20 protein-coding genes are annotated in these 21,878 nt (G+C 69.3%); 14 read left to right on the top strand and 6 right to left on the bottom strand.

Annotated elements, in window-relative coordinates; all coding sequences use genetic code 11:
* The first annotated feature begins 287 nt into the window (after window positions 1-287).
* Window positions 288-1,922, top strand: coding sequence for an ABC-F family ATP-binding cassette domain-containing protein (locus tag IT306_30225; protein ID MCC7372727.1), 1,635 nt, complete (start codon window positions 288-290; stop codon window positions 1,920-1,922).
* 104 nt (window positions 1,923-2,026) lie between these two features.
* Here the strand turns inward: IT306_30225 and IT306_30220 are convergent, their stop codons facing one another.
* Complete coding sequence (locus IT306_30220) at window positions 2,027-3,775, bottom strand: N-acetylmuramoyl-L-alanine amidase (GenBank protein ID MCC7372726.1); 1,749 nt, start codon at window positions 3,773-3,775, stop codon at window positions 2,027-2,029.
* Window positions 3,776-4,060: 285 nt separating this feature from the next.
* Here IT306_30220 and IT306_30215 point away from each other — a divergent pair, with 285 nt between their 5' ends.
* From IT306_30215 to IT306_30205, 3 genes are all read left to right on the top strand, one after another.
* The gene (locus IT306_30215; GenBank protein MCC7372725.1) at window positions 4,061-4,834 is read left to right on the top strand and encodes a 2-dehydro-3-deoxyglucarate aldolase; all 774 of its coding nucleotides are present in this window, start codon (window positions 4,061-4,063) and stop codon (window positions 4,832-4,834) included.
* A 61-nt stretch (window positions 4,835-4,895) separates the two neighbouring features.
* Window positions 4,896-5,159 (top strand): hypothetical protein, encoded by a 264-nt coding sequence (locus IT306_30210; GenBank protein MCC7372724.1) that lies wholly within the window; start codon window positions 4,896-4,898, stop codon window positions 5,157-5,159.
* A 65-nt stretch (window positions 5,160-5,224) separates the two neighbouring features.
* Window positions 5,225-6,145, top strand: coding sequence for an NAD(P)-dependent oxidoreductase (locus IT306_30205; protein MCC7372723.1), 921 nt, complete (start codon window positions 5,225-5,227; stop codon window positions 6,143-6,145).
* 14 nt (window positions 6,146-6,159) lie between these two features.
* Here the strand turns inward: IT306_30205 and IT306_30200 are convergent, their stop codons facing one another.
* A complete protein-coding gene (locus tag IT306_30200; GenBank protein ID MCC7372722.1) occupies window positions 6,160-7,167 on the bottom strand; it encodes a putative sulfate exporter family transporter in 1,008 nt (335 codons plus the stop codon).
* 327 nt (window positions 7,168-7,494) lie between these two features.
* Here IT306_30200 and IT306_30195 point away from each other — a divergent pair, with 327 nt between their 5' ends.
* The 3 genes from IT306_30195 (at window position 7,495) to IT306_30185 (ending at window position 10,853) form a co-directional block, all read left to right on the top strand.
* Window positions 7,495-8,967, top strand: a complete 1,473-nt coding sequence (locus IT306_30195; protein ID MCC7372721.1) for an NAD-dependent succinate-semialdehyde dehydrogenase — start codon at window positions 7,495-7,497, stop codon at window positions 8,965-8,967.
* Between the two features lie 85 nt (window positions 8,968-9,052).
* The gene (locus IT306_30190) at window positions 9,053-10,147 is read left to right on the top strand and encodes a glycosyltransferase family 4 protein (protein MCC7372720.1); all 1,095 of its coding nucleotides are present in this window, start codon (window positions 9,053-9,055) and stop codon (window positions 10,145-10,147) included.
* A gap of 109 nt (window positions 10,148-10,256) precedes the next feature.
* On the top strand, window positions 10,257-10,853 hold the full coding sequence (locus tag IT306_30185) for a pyridoxamine 5'-phosphate oxidase family protein (GenBank protein MCC7372719.1): 597 nt from the start codon (window positions 10,257-10,259) through the stop codon (window positions 10,851-10,853).
* Window positions 10,854-10,861: 8 nt separating this feature from the next.
* On the opposite strand, the gene IT306_30180 is transcribed toward IT306_30185, so the two are convergent.
* Window positions 10,862-11,935 (bottom strand): phosphotriesterase-related protein, encoded by a 1,074-nt coding sequence (locus tag IT306_30180; GenBank protein MCC7372718.1) that lies wholly within the window; start codon window positions 11,933-11,935, stop codon window positions 10,862-10,864.
* 284 nt (window positions 11,936-12,219) lie between these two features.
* Window positions 12,220-14,136: a RecQ family ATP-dependent DNA helicase gene (locus tag IT306_30175; GenBank protein MCC7372717.1), complete on the bottom strand. Its 1,917-nt coding sequence runs from the start codon at window positions 14,134-14,136 to the stop codon at window positions 12,220-12,222.
* A gap of 89 nt (window positions 14,137-14,225) precedes the next feature.
* On the opposite strand from IT306_30175, the gene IT306_30170 reads away from it, so the two are divergent.
* The 4 genes from IT306_30170 to IT306_30155 all read left to right on the top strand — a co-directional run bounded on the left by IT306_30170 (window position 14,226) and on the right by IT306_30155 (window position 17,714).
* Complete coding sequence (locus tag IT306_30170) at window positions 14,226-14,840, top strand: helix-turn-helix transcriptional regulator (protein ID MCC7372716.1); 615 nt, start codon at window positions 14,226-14,228, stop codon at window positions 14,838-14,840.
* A complete protein-coding gene (locus IT306_30165) occupies window positions 14,837-15,667 on the top strand; it encodes an SRPBCC domain-containing protein (protein MCC7372715.1) in 831 nt (276 codons plus the stop codon). The genes IT306_30170 and IT306_30165 overlap by 4 nt, the downstream gene beginning before the upstream one ends.
* A gap of 361 nt (window positions 15,668-16,028) precedes the next feature.
* Window positions 16,029-17,054: an alcohol dehydrogenase catalytic domain-containing protein gene (locus IT306_30160; protein ID MCC7372714.1), complete on the top strand. Its 1,026-nt coding sequence runs from the start codon at window positions 16,029-16,031 to the stop codon at window positions 17,052-17,054.
* Window positions 17,055-17,087: 33 nt separating this feature from the next.
* On the top strand, window positions 17,088-17,714 hold the full coding sequence (locus IT306_30155; protein ID MCC7372713.1) for a nitroreductase family protein: 627 nt from the start codon (window positions 17,088-17,090) through the stop codon (window positions 17,712-17,714).
* A 38-nt stretch (window positions 17,715-17,752) separates the two neighbouring features.
* On the opposite strand, the gene IT306_30150 is transcribed toward IT306_30155, so the two are convergent.
* Window positions 17,753-18,112, bottom strand: a complete 360-nt coding sequence (locus IT306_30150) for a hypothetical protein (protein ID MCC7372712.1) — start codon at window positions 18,110-18,112, stop codon at window positions 17,753-17,755.
* Between the two features lie 101 nt (window positions 18,113-18,213).
* A complete protein-coding gene (locus IT306_30145; protein MCC7372711.1) occupies window positions 18,214-18,555 on the bottom strand; it encodes a DUF433 domain-containing protein in 342 nt (113 codons plus the stop codon).
* A gap of 194 nt (window positions 18,556-18,749) precedes the next feature.
* Here IT306_30145 and IT306_30140 point away from each other — a divergent pair, with 194 nt between their 5' ends.
* The 3 genes from IT306_30140 to IT306_30130 form a co-directional block, all read left to right on the top strand.
* On the top strand, window positions 18,750-19,682 hold the full coding sequence (locus IT306_30140; GenBank protein ID MCC7372710.1) for an MBL fold metallo-hydrolase: 933 nt from the start codon (window positions 18,750-18,752) through the stop codon (window positions 19,680-19,682).
* 78 nt (window positions 19,683-19,760) lie between these two features.
* A complete protein-coding gene (locus IT306_30135) occupies window positions 19,761-21,674 on the top strand; it encodes a CHASE3 domain-containing protein (GenBank protein MCC7372709.1) in 1,914 nt (637 codons plus the stop codon).
* On the top strand, window positions 21,671-21,878 hold a 208-nt coding region (locus IT306_30130; GenBank protein ID MCC7372708.1), incomplete at its 3' end, for a response regulator. The genes IT306_30135 and IT306_30130, both read left to right, overlap by 4 nt.

The following is a 21,878-nucleotide window of genomic DNA, read 5'->3' as shown; positions in this document are numbered from 1 at the left end:
GGCGTTGGCCGCGCGATGTGGCCCGCTTGCGTCTGGTCTGGCCCTGCGCCGTTCGGCCGCTACCATGCTGTCGCTGGTGGGGCGGCGGCCCGCCTGTACCGTGACCCACGGGCTCCGCGACAGGGCCAAACTTCGGCCTGCCTCTCCCCCCAACGACCTCTCGACCTCTCAATTTCGCGCGCGTGAACGATGCTGTCGCGCGCCCGGCGCACGCTCGGCTGGCAGCGCCGGTCCGCGGTCTGCGCCCTGCTGCTCAGGCCAGACGAAAGCCACAGGGAGCGACACCCATGCTGCGCGTGCACGAGATACGAAAAGCGTTTGGCGGACACCAGGTGCTCGACGGCGTCACGTTCGAGATCGGCTCAAAGGACAAGGTCGCGCTGGTCGGCGTGAACGGAGCGGGCAAGACCACCCTGCTCAAGATCATCGCCGGTGTCCTGCCACTGGACGAAGGTTTCGTCAGGGTCGCGGCTGGCACGGAGATCGGCTACCTCCCGCAGGACGCTGGCATCCGCAGCGGCAGGTCGCTCTGGGATGAGATGCTGACCTCCTTCCCGGAGCTGATCGAGATCCAGCAGGAGCTGGCCCAGGTCGAGGCCCGGATGGCCACCGACTACGAGGACATGGACAAGCTCGACGCGCTGGTGCAGCGCCAGGGCGAACTGATCGAGCGCTTCGATCAGCTCGGCGGCTACCGTGTCGAGGCCGACATGTCCAAGGTGCTGGCCGGCCTCCAGTTCGCCCAGGGCGACCGTGACAAGGCCTGCGAGGCGTTCTCCGGCGGCTGGCAGATGCGTATCGCGCTGGCCAAGATGCTGGTCCGCAAGCCGGGCCTGCTCCTCCTCGACGAGCCGACCAACCACCTCGATCTCAAGGCGACGGAGTGGCTGGAGGACTACCTCCACGAGTACCCGGGCATGGTCGTCGTCGTCTCGCACGACCGCTACTTCATGGACCGCGTCGTCAGCCGCACGGTCGAGGTCGAGGACGGCAAGGCGGTCGACTACCGTGGCAACTACAGCTACTTCCTGAAGGAGCGCGAGCGGAAGCGCAAGGACGCCATCGCGGCCTACGACCGCCAGCAGAAATACATCAAGAAGCAGATGCAGTTCATCAACGCCTTCCGCGCCAATGCCGCCCGCGCCGCTGTGGTCAAGAGTCGCGAGCGCGCCCTGGCGAAGCTCGACCGGCTGGAGCCGCCGCGTGCCGCCGACCCGAAGATCACCGTCCGGTTCGCGGCCGGCCGGCCCGGCCCCGAGCGCATCCTGACCATCGAAGACCTCTTCAAGGGCTACGACGGCCGGGTCATCATCGACGGGCTCTCGCTGGACGTGAACCGAGGCGACCGGATCGCGCTGGTCGGGCCGAACGGCGTCGGCAAGTCGACGTTCCTGCGGACGCTGGCCGGCATCGAGAAGCCAGACTCCGGCACGATCCAGTACGGCCAGAACGTGACGGTCGGCTACTACGCGCAGGATCAGTCTCAGACCCTTGACGAGAGCATCAGCGTCCGCGACGAGGTGCTGCGGCACGCGCCGAGCGGCTGGGGCGAGGAGCAAGTGCGGGCGCTCCTGGCGCGCTTCCTCTTCAAGCAGGACGACGTCAACAAGGTCATCGGCACGCTCTCGGGCGGCGAGAAGAGCCGTCTGAGCATCGCCAAGCTGATCCTCCAGCCGCGCCAGCTCCTGCTGCTGGACGAGCCGACGAACCACCTGGACGTCCCCTCCAAGGACGAGCTGGAGAGCGCGCTCGACAACTACCCGGGCGCGGTGATCTTCGCCTCGCACGACCGCTTCCTGCTCGACCGCGTCGCGACGAAGGTGGCGGTGCTCAAAGATGGCAAGCTCGAGGTCTTCCTGGGCGGCTGGAGCCGCTACCGCGAGGTCATGGCCGAACGTGAGGAAGAGGGCGCGGCGGCGTAGGCAGAACACGCTCATCTATAGCCAGACACGAACATAGCCAGACACGAACGCGCCCCGTGTTGCCACGGGGCGCGTTCTCAATCTGCGGCAGCGAGCGACGAATCCTACTTCGGGAACCGCTCGAAGTACGCCTTGATCGCCTCGAAGTAGCCGCGCGCCACGCCGTCCAGCACCTTGTCCTGCCGCAACGCCTTCGCGTCCTCGCTGCTGGTCACGAACAGCGCCTCCCCGATGATGCCCGGCATCTCGCTGGGACGGCGGATCGTCGGGCTTTCGGGGCCGAGCAGGTAGTAGTGGCTCCCCTGTCCCAGGATCTTGCTGTCGTTCGTCGCGCCACGGTCGAGCGTGTCGTACCCCGCGCCGCGAATGTTCCGCAGCAGGCTGGCTTGCACCAGCTCGGCCAGCACGACGTTCCGGCCCGAGAAGGTGCGCCCCTCCGAGTAGAACGTCTGGGTGCCGCGCTTCGTCGGATCGTCGATGCCGTTGAAGTGGACCGAGATCAGCAGGTCGGCCTTCACGCTGTTGGCGGCATCGACGCGTGCCTGCAGATCGTCGGTCAGGTTGACCTTGCCGTCGTTGTTGAGGTCGCGGACGCCGTTGACCTGTGCGTCCACCGTGCGGCTGGTGACCACCCCGAACCCGGCCCCCGTCAGGAGCTGAGCGAGGCGGGTCGCCACCTTCAGGTTCAGTTGCTTCTCGATCAGCGTGGCGCCGTCGTCAAAGGTGAAGGACGCGCCGATCTCCTTGCCGCCGTGGCCGGCATCGACAAAGATCGTCGGCTTCCCGCCGGCGGGCGGCGAGTTCGAGGGCTGCGGCGAGACGGGCGGCGGCGTCGGGGCGGCGGGGGCAGCCGGCCCCGGAGTGACGGTCGGGCCGGGCGTCGGGACGGGCGGCTGGCTGCCGACCGGCCCGAGGGTGATGCTGCTCGGCTGGCCGACCGGCAGCCCCTGGCGGCCGTCGCTGAGCGCCGAGACATCCCCGATGAACGAGTCGGTCAGGTCGGAGGCCGGCAGCTCGCCCGGACGGCGCACCCAGCCGGCCTTCAACGGATCGACCTGCCCGTAGAGCGGGTTCATGACGGCCTGGGCCGCGAGATCGGGCGGCAGGTTCCGCAACGTCAGCAGCGACTTCACGTAGTCGGCCAGCAGCAGGCCCTGGGTGCACTTGCAGCCGGCGTCGTAGTGCATGATGCCGCGCTGAAACCGCTGGTAGACGAAGTTGGCGTTGGTCGGGTCAGCGGTCGGCTTCGAGGTCGGCAGCCCCCAGATCTCCAGATTGAAGCCCTGGAGCAGCCCCGGGTTCACCCCACCGTTCGGGAAGGCGTCATCGGCGCGCACGGAGCCGATGAACGTCTGGTAGAAGTTGACCTTCTGGCCCTGCCACTCGTCGGGGGCGTTGTCGCGGACGAACTGCAGCGCGCGCTCGTGGTAGCCGGCCTCCCCGACCTTCGGCTGCTTCCCGATCACGGACGGGTCAGCGGCCGGGAACTGCGAGCCGTTGATGGCGGTGTACGGCAGGATGTCGTCCAGCACGTTCAGGATGCCGACGCTGCCCGTGGGCTGCAATTGCAGCACGGCGCGCTGGAAGATCTGGATGCGGAACCCCTGCAATGTGAACGGGTTGGAGACGGGGTAGCCGAACGTCCGGACGCCGCCGCGCGCCTTGAAGTACGACCACAACTTGTCGTCGCCGATGCGGTAGCCGGTCTGCGAGAACATCCGGGCGTCGGACTGCTGGCTGTCGGTCGGCTGCGGGTCGGCGATCTGCGCGAAAGTCGGCCGCACGGGCAGACCAGAGACGACGACGGCCAGCAGCAGGGCGCAGCGAACCAGGAACCTCAGGGGACGGAGCACGCTTCGACCTCAGGGGTGCGCCTGGCAGCCGTGACCGAGTACTGGGCCTGAACGACGCCGGCGGGCATCAAGATCGCGACAGCCCCTTCCGCGAGCGGTCGGCCTGCCGCGTCCGCCTATGTCAACGGGCGCCCACCGCCCCGGGTTCCGTTCAAGGCCGCGATTCCGGGCAATCCTGACGCCGCCCTCACACCGCACTGACGCCGAGGGCCTCGCAGGGGCTACAGTTTCGGGGTCAAACAGGTACACGTCTTCGCACCTCAAGCGCGCACGTACGGAGCCGACATGAAGCAGAACGTCGTCAAGCAGAAGATCCGCCGGGGCGAGCCGACGATCGGCACCTGGCTGAGCCTGTCGAGTGTGATCGCCGCCGAGCGCATGGCCGTGGCCGGCTTCGACTGGCTGACCGTCGACCTGGAGCACGCGCCGACCAACTGGGAGACGGCGATGGCGATGTGCGCCGTCATCGGGGCGCAGGGCTGCGCCCCATGGGTCCGCATCCCCAGCGCCACCGACGAGAACATCAAGCGCGCGCTCGACCTGGGCGCGATGGGCATCGTCGCGCCGATGATCACCACGCCCGAGCAGGCTGCCGCCGTGGTCCGCTCCTGCAAGTACCCGCCCGATGGCATCCGCAGCTTCGCCGGCGGCCGCAACGACGCCGCCTGGGGGACGGACTCGCCCACCTACTTCAAGCGGGCCAACGACGAGATCTTCGTCTGCATCCAGATCGAGACGGAAGAGTCCTGCAACAACGCCGAGGCGATCCTGGCGGTGCCGGGCGTGGACTGTGCGTTCGTCGGGCCGCAGGACCTGACCGGCATCATGGGGCTGGCCCCGCAGCTCGACAGCCCGGATCCGCGCTTCGCCGCCAATGTCGAGAAGGTCATCGCCGCCGCCAAGAAGAACGGCATCGGCTCGGGCCTGATGGTCGGCTCGGTCAAGACGGCCCGCGAGTGGCATGAGAAGGGCGCGTCGATGATCTCGTTGGCCGCCGAGGCCCGCATCCTGACGCTGGCCGCTACCAACGCCGTCAAGGAGATCATGGCCGGGCGGTAAGGCTCATCGGCGGGGCCGGACAGCGCGTCCGGCCCCGCGCAGCCTGACCGCGCGGCCGTCCGTGCCCATGATCGAAGTCTGCGCCGTCTGCGGTGAGGAGGTCGAGGAGGCGGGCGTCGGCCTCGGCTCGATGCTCTTTCACCGATCCTGCCACCCGTGTTGCCGCTTCTGCGAACGACCGTACATCGTGCAGGAAGCCGGCTGGGACTTTCGGGGCGGCGTCCGCTGGCTGGACGCCTGGGGGTACGTCACGCTGCTGGAGAGCGCGGCCTGCCCGACCTGCACCGACGACGCCGAGCGCCGCGACTACGGCATGGGCTGGTAGCGCGGGTCCGAGGTCTTCCGGTCTTGTCGACGACGACAGCCACCCGACTTCGAGGAGGAGCGACCATGTCAGACACGCGCGTTGGTCTCATCGGGCTCGGCTCGATGGGGCGAGGCATCGGGAAGAACCTGCTCAAGCACGGGTTCCCGCTGACCGTCCACGACGCCAACCTTGCCGCCGTCGAGACGCTCCAGGTGCTGGGCGCGGAGGGCGTCGAGACGCCGAAAGCCGTCGCCGAGCGCTCCGACATCATCGTGACGGTGCTGCCGAACGGCCCTGATGTCGAGTCCGTCGCGTTCGGTGCGAACGGCATCGTGGAAGGCGCAAGGCCCGGCGCCATCGTCATGGATTGCAGCACCATCGACCCGCCGGCCTCGATGGCCCTGCACGCAGCCCTGGCCGAGCGCGGCCTCAAGATGGTGGACGCCGCCATGGGGCGGGGATCGCAGCAGGCCGACGAAGGCACACTGCTCTACATGGTTGGCGCGGACGACGACGACTTTGAGACGGTTCGACCGCTCCTCGAAGCAACGGGTGCGGATGTCTTCCATGTCGGGCCGCCCGGACACGGCATCACCCTGAAGATCGTCCACAACCTGCTCTCGCTGACGATGCTCGCCGCCAGTTGCGAGGCGATGATCCTGGCCGCCAAGGCCGGCCTGAACGTCCACAAGACGCTCGAAGTGCTCCAGGCCAGCACCACGGGCCACGGCCACCTGCGCTTCAGCATCCCGCAGCAGGCGATGACCGGCGACTACACCCCCGGCTTCCGCACGGTGCTCGGGCAGAAGGACCTGCGTCTCGGGCGCAACCTGGCGACGGCGCTCGGGGTGCCGCTCCAGACGCTCGGGCTGTCAGCCGAGCTGTTCACGGCGACCGTGGGCAAGGGGCGCGGCGACTGGGCCAGCCCGGCCATCATCACGGTGCTCGAGGACATCGTGGGGCTGAAGCTGGCCGACGTCGCGAAGGAGCAGGCGGAGAAGTAGTCCCAACCGGGCGCTCAGGCGTCGATGCCGAGCGCCCGGATCAGCACCAGCGTCGTCGCGAGCAGCACGCCGAGCGACAGGATCACCGCCACGGCCACCCTCGGGCCGACCGTTCGGATGGCCGCCAGCCGGACGCCGAGGCCCAGGCCCGCCATCGCCAGGATCGTCAGCCACGCGCCGACCGTCCTGGCCGGCTGCGCCACAACATCCGGCAACACGCCCGCCACCCGCAGGATGGCCAGCACGGCGAACCCGATGACGAACCAGGGCAGGAACGTGCTCAGGCGCAGCTTCGCGCCGCCCGACCGCGAGCCAAGCGCACTGACGATCAGGCCGACCGCCATCACGATGGGGCCGAGCATCAGCACCCGGCCCAGCTTGACGGTGGTGGCGATCTCGGCGCTGATCGGGCTGATCGGCAGCGCCGCCGCCAGCACCTGCGGCACCGCGTAGACGCCCATCCCCGCCACGACCCCGAACTGGTAGTACGACAGGCTCATCAGCGGGATCAGGATCGGCAGCGAGAGGACCAGGGTCACGCCCAGCACAGCCGTCAGCGCGATGGCCGCTGCCACCTCGCTCTTCTCGGCGCGGATGACCGGCGCCATGGCGGCGATGGCCGAGTTGCCGCAGATCGCGTTGCCCGTCGCCACCAGCAGGGCGAGACGCGGCCCCAGCCCGAGCAGCCGGCCGATCCCGAACCCGACCAGCAGCACCAGCAGCACGCCCGAGACGATCAGCGTCGCCAGGCGCGGCCCGGTCGAGGCGATGACCGCCGCGTTGACGCCAGCCCCCAGCAGGACAACGGCGAACTCCAGCACCTGCTTGCCCGCGTAAGCCGCCCCGGCCTCGAATGTCTTCGAGACGAGCCCGCTGTTGCCGACGGCGACGCCCAGCAGCAATGCCAGCACCAGCCCTTCGATCCAGGCGCGGCCGAGCAGCAGCTCCTCGCCGGCCGCGATGGCCTGCGCCAACAATGAGAGTCCGACGACGAGCGCCAGCCCCGGCGCAAGCTGCCGCACGCGGCGGACGAAGGCCGGCCACGTTCCGGTGGCTGCCGCCGCCGAGCTGCCAGCGGTCAGCGGTTCTGTACGGGTCGCCACGCGACGCCCTCCCCCACAAGTGCCGCGTCAGGGCGGCCCCTGGCATTGTCGGGAGCCTGAACGGACGTTGCAAGGGACAGGCATCCCAGGATCGATAGGTCGGATGTCCGTTCAGTCCGCTGGCGGTGGTAACTGACACTCCTCATCGTCTGAAGAGACCGCGCGCGCATGGCATACTTGTACGGTTGTGATGAGACGCTCCCCGGCACTGACGCCGGGGCCGTCCCAGAACGGGGAGGTGCCACGATGGCAGTCGACGTACGTTCGGCCGCGGCAGAGCAGCTGTACATCAACGGTGAGTGGATCGAGGCGACAGGCGGCGCGACCTTCGCCGTCAAGAACCCGGCGACGGGCGAGGTCGTTGCACGGGCCGCCGATGCGACCGTCGAGCAGGCCACCCAGGCCATCGAGGCCGCCGACCGCGCGTTCAAGTCCTGGTCGAAGACGCCGGCCGAGCAGCGCGCCGAGATCCTGAGTCGCGCGTACCAGATCATGATCCAGCCAGACCGGCTGGAGCACCTGGCGCAGACGCTCACCAAGGAGAACGGCAAGCCGCTGGCCGAGGCACGCGGCGAGCTGCGGCAGGCCGCCAGCTTTATCCAGTGGAGCGCCGAAGAGGCCAAGCGCGTGTACGGTCGGACCGTCCCCGCCAGCGCCGAGAGCAAGCGGATCATGGTGCTGCGGCAGCCGGTCGGCGTCGTCGCGGCGATCACGCCCTGGAACTTCCCGGGCAGCATGATCACCCGCAAGGTCACCCCGGCCCTCGCAGCAGGCTGCACCGTGGTGCTGCGGCCGGCCAGCCAGACGCCGTTCACGGCCATCGAGATCTTCAAAGTCTTCGCGGAGGCCGGCCTGCCGGCGGGCGTCGCGAACCTGATCACCAGCAAGAAGTCGGCTGACATCGGGCGGCTGTTCGTCGAGCATCCGCTGGTGCGGAAGATCACGTTCACCGGCTCGACGGAGGTCGGCAAGATGCTGGCGTCCGCAGCGACCGCCCACGTCAAGCGGACCTCGATGGAGCTGGGCGGCCACGCGCCGTTCCTGGTCTTCGCGGACGCCGACCTCGACGCGGCAGCGCAGGCGGTGATCGCCTCGAAGTTCCGCAACGCCGGCCAGACCTGCATCTGCGCCAACCGACTGTATGTCGAGCGGTCGATTGCCGACACGTTCGGCGACAAGGTCGCGAAGCTGACTGCCGCGCTGAAGGTCGGGAACGGCCTGTCTGACGGCACCCAGATCGGCCCGCTGATCGACGAGGCCGCGCGTGAGAAGGTCGAGGATCAGCTGCAGGACGCGCTCGCGAAGGGCGCCAGGCTGCTGGTGGGTGGCAAGCGGCTGACCGAGGGCGAGTTGAACGACGGCTTCTTCTACGCGCCGACGGTCGTCTCGCAGGCGACTGACGAGATGAAGGTGGTCACCGAGGAGACGTTCGGGCCGCTGCTGCCGATCATCGCCTTTGACACCGAGGACGAGGCGATTGAGAAGGCGAACGAGACCCCATACGGTCTGGCCGCCTACTACTTCACGCGCGATCTCGGGCGGATGTTCCGCGTGGCCGAGGGGCTGGACTACGGCATCGTCGGCTGCAACGATCCGCTGCCCACCGGCGCGCAGTTGCCGTTCGGCGGCATGAAGGAGAGCGGCCTCGGGCGCGAGAACGGCGTCGAGGGCATCGAGGCGTTCCTCGAGACGAAGACGGTCTCCATCGGCGGGATCTAGTCCACGGCGGGACAGAGCCCTCGCCCCCGGCTTCGGTCGGGGGCGAGGGCCACTTGCCCTGCGCCAGAGGTGAAGACTGTCCGCGATGCGCGTCGTGATGATCTCCAAGGCCCTCGTCGTCGCGGCGTACCAGCGCAAGCTCGAAGAGATCGCGCGGCATCCCGATGTTGACCTGACCGTCGTCGTGCCGCGCACCTGGGACGGACATCCGTATCAGGCAGGGTTCACCGAGGGGTACCGGACGCTCGTCCAGCCGATCCGCTTCGACGGCAACTTTCACCTCTTCCACTTCCCGGCGCTCGGGCGGATCCTCGCCGAGATCCGGCCGGACGTCGTCCACGTGGACGAGGAGCCGTACAACCTCGCCACCGTCCTGGCGATCCGGTCGGCCCTGAAGGTCGGCGCTCGCCCGCTCTTCTTCACCTGGCAGAACCTGCTCCGGCGCTACCCGCCGCCGTTCTCCTGGTTCGAGCAGTACACCTACGGGCGGTGCCCGGTGGCCATCGTCGGGAACCAGGAGGCTGGCGACGTGCTCCGGCAGAAGGGCTACCGGGGCGAGACGCCGGCGATCCCGCAGTTCGGGGTCGATCCTGAGCTGTTCACGCCGTCGAACGACGGCCGACGCGACGAGCAGCCGTTCACCATCGGGTACGTCGGGCGGCTGACGCCGGAGAAGGGCATCGACGTGCTGCTGCGAGCCGTCAGCGGCCTGGACGCCGACTGGCGACTACGGCTGGTCGGCGGCGGCCCCCTGCGAGACGCCATCCCTGCCCGCGCCGCTGAGCTTGGCATCGGAGCGCGGGTGTCGGTGGAGCCGGGCGTCCCCTCGACGGAGGTGCCGGCGCTCATGCGGCAGCTCGACGTGCTGGCGCTGCCGTCGCTGACGATGCCGAACTGGAAGGAGCAGTTCGGGCGGGTGCTGATCGAGGCGATGGCCTGCGAGAGGCCGGTCGTCGGCTCGGACAGCGGCGAGATCCCGAACGTCGTGGGCGACGGCGGGCTGACCGCCCCCGAAGGCGACGCTGACGCCCTGCGCGCGGCGCTGGCCCGACTCCAGACGGACGTGGCCCTGCGCGCCGAGCTTGGGCGGCGAGGGCGGGCGCGGGTGCTCGAGCGGTTCACCCACCAGCGCATCGCCAGCGAGACGGTCGCGGTCTATCGCAGTCTCGCGCACCGCTGACCGCCACGCCTCCAGAGTGGTCCCACAAAATACATCCTGACTGGTACTTTTCACGGGACCGCCTTGCACCGTATCCTCGGGCAACACTCCTGCGCCGAGGTGTCCGCAGATGACCGTCTCCGATCGCACCCGCATTCGCACCCATCCCGAGCGCGCCGTGCCCGACGAGGCCGAGGAGATCCTCGAAAAGTCGCTGGTGGCCCACGTCGGGTTCATCGCCGATGGCCTGCCGGTCGTCATCCCGATGCTCTACCACTACGAAAACAACACGGTCTACGTCCACGGTCAGCGCGGCGGGCGCCTGCCCCGCACGCTGCGGGCCGGCGAGACGGTCTGCGTCGAGGTGACGATCCTCGACGGGCTGATCGCCTCCCGGCACGCGCTCTACCACTCGGCGAACTACCGCAGCGCCGTTGGCTTCGGGAAGGCCCGCGAGGTCACGGACCGCGACGAGAAGGAAGCCGTGCTGGAGCGGATGACCCGCCGCTACTTCCCGGGCCGGATCGTGGGCGAGCACTACAGCCCGCCGACGGATGGCGACCTGAAGATCACGGCGCTGATGGCCATCGACCTGGATGAGTTGAACGGTAAGAAGCGCTCAGGCCCGCCGGCCGGCCCCGACGACGCCGACGACAGCCCGGATGCGTTCGGGACGCGGGGCATCGTGCCGGTCTCGCCAACGGGCGAGGTCGGGACCATCGAGTAGATCTGCCGTCAGGGCAGGTAGGCCAGCAGGCGGGCCGGGTTCTCGACGCGCAGCGTGCGTAGCTGGGCGTCCGTGAAGCCGGCCCGCCGCATCCACGGCTCGACGTGCCGGCTGATGTGCCCGTAGCCCCAGCCACCGTACTGGAGCGTCTGGGTCTTGGTGCAGACGTCCTGGGCGATGAGCACCCGCTCCAGGTGGCCCCGCTCGATCAGGCCAGCCGCCAGCCGGATGCGCTCCTCATCGCGCGGGTAGCGGGTCGCCTGGGTGTCGTTGTAGAGTTCCAGGCCGAACGTATCCAGCTCCGCGTACGCTCCCCGCTCAACCACCCGCAGGGCCGTGTCGAGATCGGGGTTGATGTCGAGGTGGCAGATCACTGTCCTGGTCGGGTCGCCGCCGCCGCGCTCGATGGCGTCCAGCGACATCAGCCCGAGCCGGTTGGGCCGCCAGTTCCAGATGTGCACGGAGATCGGCGCGCCGGTCTCGGCCTGGGCGCGCCCTGCCGCCTCGAGCACCTTCTCCTCGTCCGGCGACATCGCGTCGTCGATCTGCTTCGGGCCGTCGAGGAAGCTGCCGTACATCGGCTGCCCGACGCCCAGCTCGCCGATCCAGCCGGCCCGGATGCCGGTGTCGCCGACGCCGATCGTCAGCTCCCGCGCGAAGCGGGCGGCGAGCTGCGCCACCGACGACTCGCGCACGTAGTCCGGGTGGGAGGACGCCAGGTACGCCCCGCACGGCGCAACGACGTGCACCCCGCTGGCCTCGGAGATGCGGCGCAGCGCCTCGACGTCCCGCCCGATGCCCTCCTGAGAGCAGTCCACGACGGTCCCGCCGCCGGCCTGCTTGAAGTCACGCAGGCCGTCGGCCGCCATCAGCTCGTCGTCCAGCACCAGGTTGTCGCGGATCAGTCCCATGTTCCGCCGCGCGATCCCCAGATGGCCCATCGTGAGGGGCGCTTCGGCCACCGCCCGGCGGGCGGGATCGCCGGGCGGGGCCGCCCAGCGGTAGGTCAGGTCGATCAGCAAGTGCTCGTGCGGCGACACGACGCCAAGCTCGGCAGCATCCACCGGTCCAAGTACGGTCATCGCACGCATCGACGCGCCCTCCATGAAGCCAGACGGAGGGTATCGTAGCCGGTCGGCCAACAGCCCGCGGCGCGGACCCAGTAGGTCACGCACGGTGATCGCACATTCGCTGGTGGTCCCATGACGGCCTGGATGACCCCTCACGCCCCGACCCGCTGCGCGGCGCAACTATCGGCTGCGCCGACATCATCTCCCGCAGGCGGGAGCGGGGGAGTCCACACCGATGTGCGCCGCGCAGCGGGTCGGCAGGTGAGGGGTTCAATCGAATGACGCCAGACGTGACACTAGCCCGTACCGAGGGTCTCGCGGACCAGCGCCAGCACCTCGCCGTACGGTGCACGCTCCAACACGCCCCAGGCCCGATGCCGGCGATACGGACGCGAACGGGTCGTGGTCACCTGACAGAGCGCCCGGGCGATCGCCACGTCGTCTGGGCCGATGTCGGCGGCCAGGTTGCGGATCAGCCGGGCGTCGAACCCGGCCCGCCAGTCCGGGCGCGCGAACTGCGCCTCCGTCAGCGGCGGCGCGCCCGAGCAGAGGTCGCAGTTGCCGCAGGCGCTGGTGTCGGCGTCGCCCAGGTACGCGACGGCGTGCCCCTGACGGCAGGTGGTCGCCAGGGCGTAGCCGCGAACGTTCGCCAGTCGCCGCCGCTCGCCGTCGAGCGCATCGCGGACGGACTCCAGCAGCGCCGGCGTGTCGGTCTGCCGGTCCGGCCGGCGCAGCACGTGAAAGCGGTGCACCACGCCCGATGCCCGCAGCTCCGCGCCGCCATCCTCCTCGGCCCGCCGCACCACCGAGAGCGCCGAGGCCAGCGGCACGTCGATGGCGCGCGCAGCCTCGCGCAGATGGAGGGTCTGCCAGACGCGCCCGACCTTCGCCTGCCCGACCAGCTGCCGCCACAGGTCGCCGTCGCGCTCGCCGAGCGCCGCCGCCACCGGCTCGGGGTCGTGGTGGAGCGGCAGCTGATAGGTGTCGTAGCCGGGCGTCAGCGCCCGCACGATGCCGCGCAGCTCCAGACGCGCAAAGAGCGTGCGGACCGCCACGGCGTCCATGTCGAACTGATCGCCCACGGTGTACGGATTGAACGCGACGACCTCTGCCGACTCTTTCGAGGTGAACGCCGCGTTGAGCGCGCCGCGCACGTGATCCTCGGTCGGGGCCTTGGCCTCCACGAAATTCGCCAGCGCCGGCAGGTCGCCGTCGTCGTAGAGGAGCACGCCAAGCGCGGGCAGCCCGTCACGCCCGGCCCGACCGACCTCCTGGACGTAGCCCTCCAGGCTGCGCGGCGCGTGGGCGTGGATCACCCGCCGAACGTTCGGCTTGTCGACCCCCATCCCGAAGGCGATGGTCGCCACGACGCAGGCGATCTCGTCGCGCAGGAAGGCGTCCTGGGTCTCGGCGCGAACGTCCGGCTCCAGGCCGGCGTGGTATGGGCGGGCCGAGACGCCGGCCCCGTCCAGCAGGGCCGCCAATCGCTCGGTGTCGGCCTGGCGGAGCGCGTAGACGATGGTCGGCGCAGTTGGATCGTCACGGACGATCTCCAGCAGCCGACGCTCGCGGTGGGCCGGCGCCTCGACGTGCAATGAGAGGTTCGGGCGGCGCGACCCGGTGTGCACGAGGCCGTCGTCGGGCACGCCGAGGGTGGCGCAGATGTCGGCCTGGACGGTCGGCGGGGCGGTCGCCGTCAGGGCCAGGACCGGCGGATTGCCGAGATCCTCGCGCAGCAGCGGCAGGCGGAGATAGTCTGGCCGGAAGTCGTGGCCCCACGCACTGATGCAGTGGGCCTCGTCCACGGCCAGCAGCGGCACCCGAATCCGCGAGAGCGCCCCCAGGAAGCGCTCGTTGGCCAGCCGCTCGGGAGCGACGTACAACAGGTCGAGCTGCCCACGGGCCAGCAGGCGCAGCACGTCGCGGGCCTCGTCGAGGTCCAGCGTGGAGTCGAGGCGGGCGACCCGCAGCGTCTCGCGGGCCTTCTCCACCTGATCGCGCATCAGGGAGATCAGCGGGGAGACGACCAGCACCGTGCCGTCGAGCAGGGCCGAGGCGGCCTGATAGGTGAGGCTCTTGCCGGAGCCGGTCGGCATCACCCCGAGCGACGACGCCCCCGACACCGACCGCTCGATCAGGGCAAGCTGCGGCGGACGCGGCAGGAGGCCGAAGCGCGCGTGGACCTCGTCGGCCAGCAAGGCTCTGTCGATCATCCGTTCTCCCCGGTGGCGTGGGGCGATTGTAACGCGGCGCACGGCCAGCAATATTGACAATATTCATTGTCAATTCATAGACTTCCGGCATGCGATCTGTTGAGGTCATCGAGCGGCCGGAGGCCGCCGCTGCCGCGCTCGACCCGATCCGCGCCCGCCTGCTGGCCGAGCTGTCCGAGCCGGCGTCGGCGTCGGCGCTCGCGGAGCGCATCGGGATGCCGCGCCAGAAGGTCAACTACCACCTGCACACGCTGGAGGCGCACGGGCTGGTGCGGTTCGTGGAGGAGCGGCCCCGTCGTGGCCTCAAAGAGCGAGTGCTCGTCGCCACGGCCGGCTCGTACGTCGTGTCGCCGGGGGCGCTCGGCGCAGCGTCTGTCGATCCATCCCGCACCCGTGACCGGCTCTCGGCCGACTACGCCATCGCCCTGGCGGCGCGGGTGATCCGCGAGCTGGGCCTGCTGGCGCGCCGGGCGGCTCAGGCCCGACTTCGGCTGCCGGTGCTGGCGCTCGACGCCGAGATCCGCTTTCGCTCGCCGGCCGAGCGCGCGCAGTTCGCCGCCGAGCTGACCGACGCCGTGACCCGGCTGGCGGCTCGCTACCACGACGGCGCCGCCCCGGATGGCCGCGCCTATCGCCTGATGCTGGCGGCGCACCCGATCCCCGCGCCAGACCAGCCAGAGCCAGATTCCGAGGAGTCACCGTGACCGATTCGCACGCCGACGCGTCTGCGCCGCGCCACCACCAGTTCGAGGTGTCCACGGAGATCCACGCCACGCCAGAGGCCATCTGGCAGGCGATTGCCACGGGCCCCGGCGTCACGCTCTGGTTCACGCGCATGGAGATCGAGGAGTTCGTGGGCGGCAAGGTCGTCGCGGACCCCAACCAGCCGGTCGCCGCGCGGGTGACCGTCTGGGAGCCGCCGCACCGGTTCTCCTACGCCTTCCCCGAGAGCGCCGGGCCGCACGCCTGGGAGTTCAGCATCGAGCCGGACGAGGGGGAGACCTGCACGCTGCGGCTGGTGGACAGCTGGTTCACGGCTGCCGAGAAGGAAGACGACTTCAGCGCCGAGGTCCCGACCGGCCCCGAAGGTTGGCAGTGGGCCTTCGAGTTCCTGGCGCACAACGTCCGGTACTTCCCGGGGCAGCGCGGCGCGTCCGTCCAGGTCATGTGGCCGGTGGCCGGGACGTTCGCGGAGTCCTGGCGGGCGTTTCGGGAGGCGCTGGCCCTGCCGCCGCTCCACCTCGATACCGAGATCGACATCGACCGCCCGGATGCCCCCAGGCTGCACGGTCGCGCGGTCGGCGTGGACGAGCGGATCCTGACCGCCCTGATCGACACGCCGATGCCCGGCATCGCCTGGCTCGCGACGGGCGGCGGGTCCGAGGCGCAGTCGTTCATGATGGTCCACATCAACGTCTACGGCCCTGGCTGCGACGACGTCGCTGCCCGCGAGCAGGCGGTCTGGCAGGGCTGGCTGGCCCAGACGTTCCCGCGGCCGGCCGCCGAGTCAACCGATCACGGCTCAGTCTGAGCAGGCCCCACCATCCACCATCCACGGTCCACGATCCACGATCCACGACAGGGCGATTGCATGATGGCCTCGTCGTGCCGCCGCGTCGGGGCTTGAAAGCCCCGCCTACCATCCTGCAGTCGCTTCGCGACGCCCCGGTCTCACCGGACGACGCTGTTCGCGGCGTCCGTCTCCCGGCGCCCGTCGCGCAGCGACCGAATGCCTGTAGGCGGGGGTTGAAACCCCCGCCTGCGCGTTGCATGGCGTTGCGGGAACATCAACGAACGTGCAGTCGCCCCACGACCCACCGCCCACAGCCCCGTGTACGTGCCAGCTACACTTCTCCCGGAGCGCCGCCTCGTTCGGCGCGTCGGGAGGGGTCATGCGCGCCGTCATGTTCCAGGGGACTGGCCGACTCGAAGTAGCCGAGCGTCCGTCGCAGCCGCTCGCAGCAGACGAGGTCCGCCTGAGGGTCGAGCGCTCGGGCATCTGCGGCTCGGACATCGCCACCTGGAAGGGCGAGTGGCCGTCGCCGGTGGTGCCCTCGATCAAGGGCCACGAGGTCTGCGCCTCGGTGATCGAGGCTGGCCCGGCCGTCGAGGGCCTGACGCCGGGCCAGCTTGTGGCGGTCCGGCCCATCCGGGGCTGCGGCGGCTGTCGCCACTGCCTCCAGGGTCGATACAGCCGCTGCCGGTCCTACCAGATGTATGGCCAGCAGATGGCGGGCGGCTGGGCCGAGGAGATGGTTGTCCGGCACGACCACGCACGCCCGTTGGCGGCACACGTCACCCCGGATCAGGGCCTGTTTGCCGAGCCGATTGCCGTGATCGCGCACGCCTTCAACCTCGCGGGCGGCTCGCTGCAGGGCGCATCGGTCGCCATCCTCGGCGCGGGTGTGCTTGGCCTGCTGGCGATCCAGATCGCCTTCGCGCGCGGAGCGAGCCGCGTCTTCGCGACTGGCCGACAGGACAAGAAGCTGGCGCTGGCCCGCCGCTTCGGCGCATCGACGGCCGACGCCCGCACCGACGATGTCGTGGCGTCCGGGCTGGAGCAGGGCGGCCCCTACGATGTCGTGCTGGACTGCATCGGCAGCAGCGAGGCGCTCAACGACGCCATCCGCCTCTCGGAGTACGGCGGGTGGGTGGTACTGGTGGCCGGCCCACACCACGCCAACCTGTCGCTCGACTACGTCGAGCACCGCCTGCGCGAGACGGCGATCGTCGCCTCGCGGATCTACGGCGCGGACTTCGACGACTGTCTGGAGCTGCTGGCCGGCGGCTCCCTCGAGCTTGCGCCGCTGCTGACCCACCGATACGCCTTCGAGGATGGCCCGGCCGCGATGGCGTTCGCGTCGAGCAACCGCTCCGATGCCATCAAGGTCTGCTTGCAGCCGGCCGGCTCGTTCTGACCCGTCCGACTCGCACCACAGGGATGCCCCGCCATGTCGCTCATGCCTGACCTTGCCGACGCTCTCGACGCCGCGCTGGCCGGCCGTCGCTCGATTCGCACCTACGACGGGCGACCGGTGCCGCCGGAGGTGCTCGAGCGGGTGCTGGCGGCAGCCACCCACGCGCCATCGCCGCACCACTCGATCCCGTGGCGGCTGGCGGTGCTCACCGGGACCGACGCGAAGGAGCGGCTGGCCCGGGCCATGGCTGACCGCTGGCGCGCCGACCTGCTGGGCGACGGCCTCCCCGAAGCCGAGATCGAGGTCGAGCTGGCGAAATCGTGGCGACGGCTGACCGAGTCGCCAGTCGCGATCGTCGGCGCGATCTACCCTGAGCGGCTGGACGAGTACCCCGATCCCGACCGTCAGACGGCCGAGACGCTGATGGCGTCTCACAGCCTCGGCGCGGCGCTCCAGAACGTGATGCTGGCCGCGCACGCCAACGGCCTCGCCAGCTGCTGGATGTGCGCGCCGGTGTTCTGCTCGGAGGTCGTGCGGGACGCCCTGAACCTGGATGCCGGGCTGTATCCGCACGCCATCCTGACCATCGGGTACGCCGCCCGACCACCCCGCGCACGGCAGCGGCCGTCGGTAGACGATCTCGTGGCGCTGCGAGCCTGACCCCTCGCCCGAGTCGGGCTGCTGGTGCTGGCTCGGTACTAGCAGCGCGCGCGCCGCGCGGCGTTCGGGGCCACGTCCTGCCACCGGCGCTCACCCAGCGGCAGCCCTGCCCGACGACGGATCACCTGCTGCTTCACGTAGTCTGGCGTCGGGATGTACGGCAGGCCGACCCAGGCCGGACCGACGCTCGGCTCAAGCGTGTCCTCGCCGGAGATCCAGAGATCGCCTTCGGGATCGACCTCGATCTCGCCGCCCTGGCGCAGCCAGCCCGGGCGCAGGGTGAACTGCCCCAGCAGCCGCCCACGGCCCGCCGTCCAGAGTTTACCCTCGTACTCGATCTCCGTCTCGCTGAGGACGGTCACGCCGTCCAGGTCGAACGGAAACAGGCTGTCAGACACGCGGCTCGCCTCCGACCCGGATGCCATTCGGCGTCAGCACAATGAACTTCCCGACATCCACCCGACATCCAGTGGACGCTCCGTCAACACCATGGTGAGCATCAACATCTTCTGATCGGCGGTGGAATCGAGTGGGAATCGAAAGTATATGATGCCGCAATGTGGGTGCCCGTCTCGAAACACAAGGTCTCCGGCGTCCCGGTCGTTGGTGATGATGACCCGCAACGCTCATCGTTCGCGACGAGCTGGGCAGCAAACCGCAGGCAATCTCGTATCTGGTCCACCGTCAGGTGCGGGTAGTCCAGAAGCAGTTCGGAGACATCGGGATTCGCTGACAGCTTCGCCAGCACCAGTTCGAAGGGCATGCGCGTACCCCTAATGACAGGCGTCCCGACGAGCACTGTGGGATCCGTGGTGATCCCAACCGCAATCTCTCGTGACATGCGCCGCTCCTCTGTCGAAAGTATCGCATAGCGGGGTCCACCACCCAATCTGTCCTGGCGCGGTACCGGCAGCGCCGCCATACTGCGAGTGGCTTGCGCTCGTCGACGCAGATGGGCCGGCTGCTCCAGACCCCTGGCAATCTCGCGCCGCCATTTCCGTCCCGGCCCATCTCGCCGAGCTGGAGGACATCGTCGTGCCAACCGTACCTCGCATCATCCCGATCCCGTGTCCGTTCGGGGCGGGCAGCATCATCTACGTCTACTACATCGATGCGCCCGAGCCGGCCATCATCGATGTCGGCGTCGCCGGCTCGCCGCAAGGGGCCATCGAGCCGGGCCTGGCGGCCCAGGGCATCAAACTGTCCGACGTGAAGTGGATTCTCGCCACGCACGGCCACTGGGACCACATCGGCGGGGCCGGCACCGGCAAGGACCTGGCCCCAGATGCTCGGATCGCCCTCCATGAGGCCGACTTGCCGTACCTCTCCGACCGGAGATCGCACATCGCCGGCTACCAGGGCGTCCGCTTCCAGTTCATCGACAACCCCAGCCTGTACGCCGCCCACGACGCCATGCTGCTGGAGAACCTCTCCGGCGAGATGGCCGCCGACCGTGCCCTCAAGGACGGCGACCGGATCAACCTCGGCGGCGGCATCAGCATCACCACCGTCCACACGCCGGGGCATTCAGCCGGGGCCGTCTCCTTCCTGCTGGACGGGCCGAACTGGGCCTTCACCGGCGACTCCATTCAGGGGCGCGGCGCGCACGCGTCGTTCCCGCTCATCGAGCACCCGGCCGGCTACCAGTCCAGCGTGAAGCGGCTGCGCGAGGACGTTCGGCCATCGCGCATGTACATGGGGCACAAATTCGGGGCGCTCGACGGCTCCACCCGCGAAAATATCCTCGAAGGAGCGGATGTCGAGACGATGCTGCGTGAGAGCGGCGAGCTGGCAGTACGCCTCCAGGCGCTCGCGCCGACCATCGCCGTGCCGGCCGATCATCCATTCGACCCCGGGCAGTTCGCGCCGGTGGCCGAGATGATCGGTGCGAACGTGGCCGACCCGGTCTCCTGGCCGCCCTCGGTCTTCATCACGATGGACGCGTTCCGGCGCACCTACGGCGGCTGACCATCCCACCCCACCCTGGGCGAGCGACGCCCACTCGTCTATCCGCGCGGTTGCATTCTGAGAGGCTCGCCTGCCCCCATGTCGTTCTTCCAGAACGTCCCCGTGCGCTCACGCTTGCTGGGCGCATTCGGGGTCGTCCTTGTCATCCTGATCACGCTGTCGAGCGCGGCGTACCGCACCATCTCGCTCAATCAGACCGCCAACGACTGGGTCACCCACAGCCTCGAAGTCATCAGCGCCGCCAACGGCACGCTGACCACGCTCGTCGATATGGAGACGAGCTACCGGGGCTTCCTCCTGGCCGGCGACGACGTCTTCCTGATGCCGTACCTGCAAGGCGTCGGCGACGTTCAGACTGAGATCGACAATCTGGTGCAGCTCACCGACGACAATCCGTCACAGGTCGCCCGCTGGCGCACCATCGAGCGGCAGGTGGCAGACTGGCGCGCCCAGGCCACCGAACCGGGCATCGCGCTTCGCCGGCGGGTGCGTGATGGACAGGCCACGCAGGACCAGTTGAACGCCTTTGTGGCGACGGGTGAAGGGCGCATTCGCTTTGCGGCGATCCGTGCCAGCTTCCGTGACGCCATCGCCGTCGAAGAGCAGTTCCTGGCCGAGCGCCAGCGAGAAGCCGCGGCCGCCGGAACGCTGTTGCAGGCCGTGCTGGTGGGCGGCGCCATCCTGGCCATCGCCGTGTCCCTGGCCCTGGCACGCCTGCTGACAGCCACCATCGTCGGGCCGATCACCAGCCTCGCGATGACAGCCCAGGCCATCGCCGGCGGCGACGTCAACCGCCGGGTCGGCCTGAAACGCGGCGATGAGATCGGCGTTGCAGCCGCCGCGTTCGACCGCATGACCGAGCAGTTACAGGCGACCATTGCCCGCAGCGAGGCGATCCTCGACACTGCCGCCGAGGGCATCGTCGGGCTGGACGCCAGCAGCCGCGTCACCTTCGCCAACCCGGCCGCCGTGCGCCTGCTCGACAGCACCGAGGACATGCTGCTCGGGCAGGACGCGACAGGCTGGATCGCGGCGGCAAAGGCGGACGCCGACCTCCCCGCTGACGACGACGGCCAGCACCCCATCACCCGGGCGATCCGCCAGGCCCATACTGTCACCGGGGCTGGCGATCTCGTCCGACCTGGAGATGAGCGCCCGTCGCTGGCCATCGAGTACGCCTGCTCACCCCTCCGCGAGTACGGAGAGATCCGAGGAGCGGTCCTGACGTTCCGCGATGTGACGGAGCGGCGGGCGGCCCAGCGGGCGCTCGAAGAGGGCAATCGCGAGCTGGCGCGCTCCAATGCCGATCTCGAACAGTTCGCCTACGTCGCCTCGCACGATCTTCAGGAGCCGCTGCGCGCCATCGTCAGCTACCTCCAGCTTCTGGAGCGTCGGTACGCGCCGCAGCTTGACGAGCGGGCCAACCGCTACATCGGGCATGCGGTAGAGGGCGGCCACCGCATGCAGACGCTCATCACCGACTTGCTGACCTACTCGCGGGTGGGGCGGCGCGGTGAGGAGATGACGCCCGTCAATATCCGCGGCGTCTTCGACCGAGCGCTGAGCAATCTCCAGATCGCCATCGAAGAGTCAGAAGCGGTGGTGACCTATGACGAACCGCTGCCGACCGTCATCGCCGACGCAACCCAGATGCACCAGTTGCTGCAGAACCTGCTGGCGAACGCGATCAAGTTTCGGGGCGAGAACGCCCCCCGCATTCACCTCTGGGCCGAGCGAATCGATGGCGGCTGGCGGTTCTCCGTCCGTGATAATGGGATTGGCATCTCGCCGGAGTACCGCGAGCGCGTCTTCGTGCTCTTTCAGCGCCTCCACGGTCGCGACGAGTACGCCGGGACCGGCATCGGGCTGGCTGTCTGCAAGAAGATCGTCGAGCGGCACGGCGGCCAGTTGTGGGTCGAATCGACGGAGGGGGGCGGCTCGACGTTCCACTTCACTATCCCTGACCCTAACAACGAAGGAGCGGCTGCATGAGCCAATGCGCGAGCGGAGCTGCGCCGATTGAGATTCTGCTGGTCGAGGACAGCCCGTCCGACATCGACCTCACCCGTGAAGCACTCGAAGACACAAAGGTTCACAACAACCTCAGCGTCGTGACCGACGGCGTTGAGGCGTTGGCATTTCTTCGCAACGAGGGAAAGTACGCCGATTCGCCGCACCCGGACCTGATCTTGCTAG

The sequence above is a fragment of the Chloroflexota bacterium genome (assembly GCA_020850535.1).
Lineage (GTDB): Bacteria > Chloroflexota > UBA6077 > UBA6077 > JACCZL01 > JADZEM01.
Note: the sequence above shows the minus strand (reverse complement) of the source record. Positions and strands in the feature narration are given on the sequence as shown.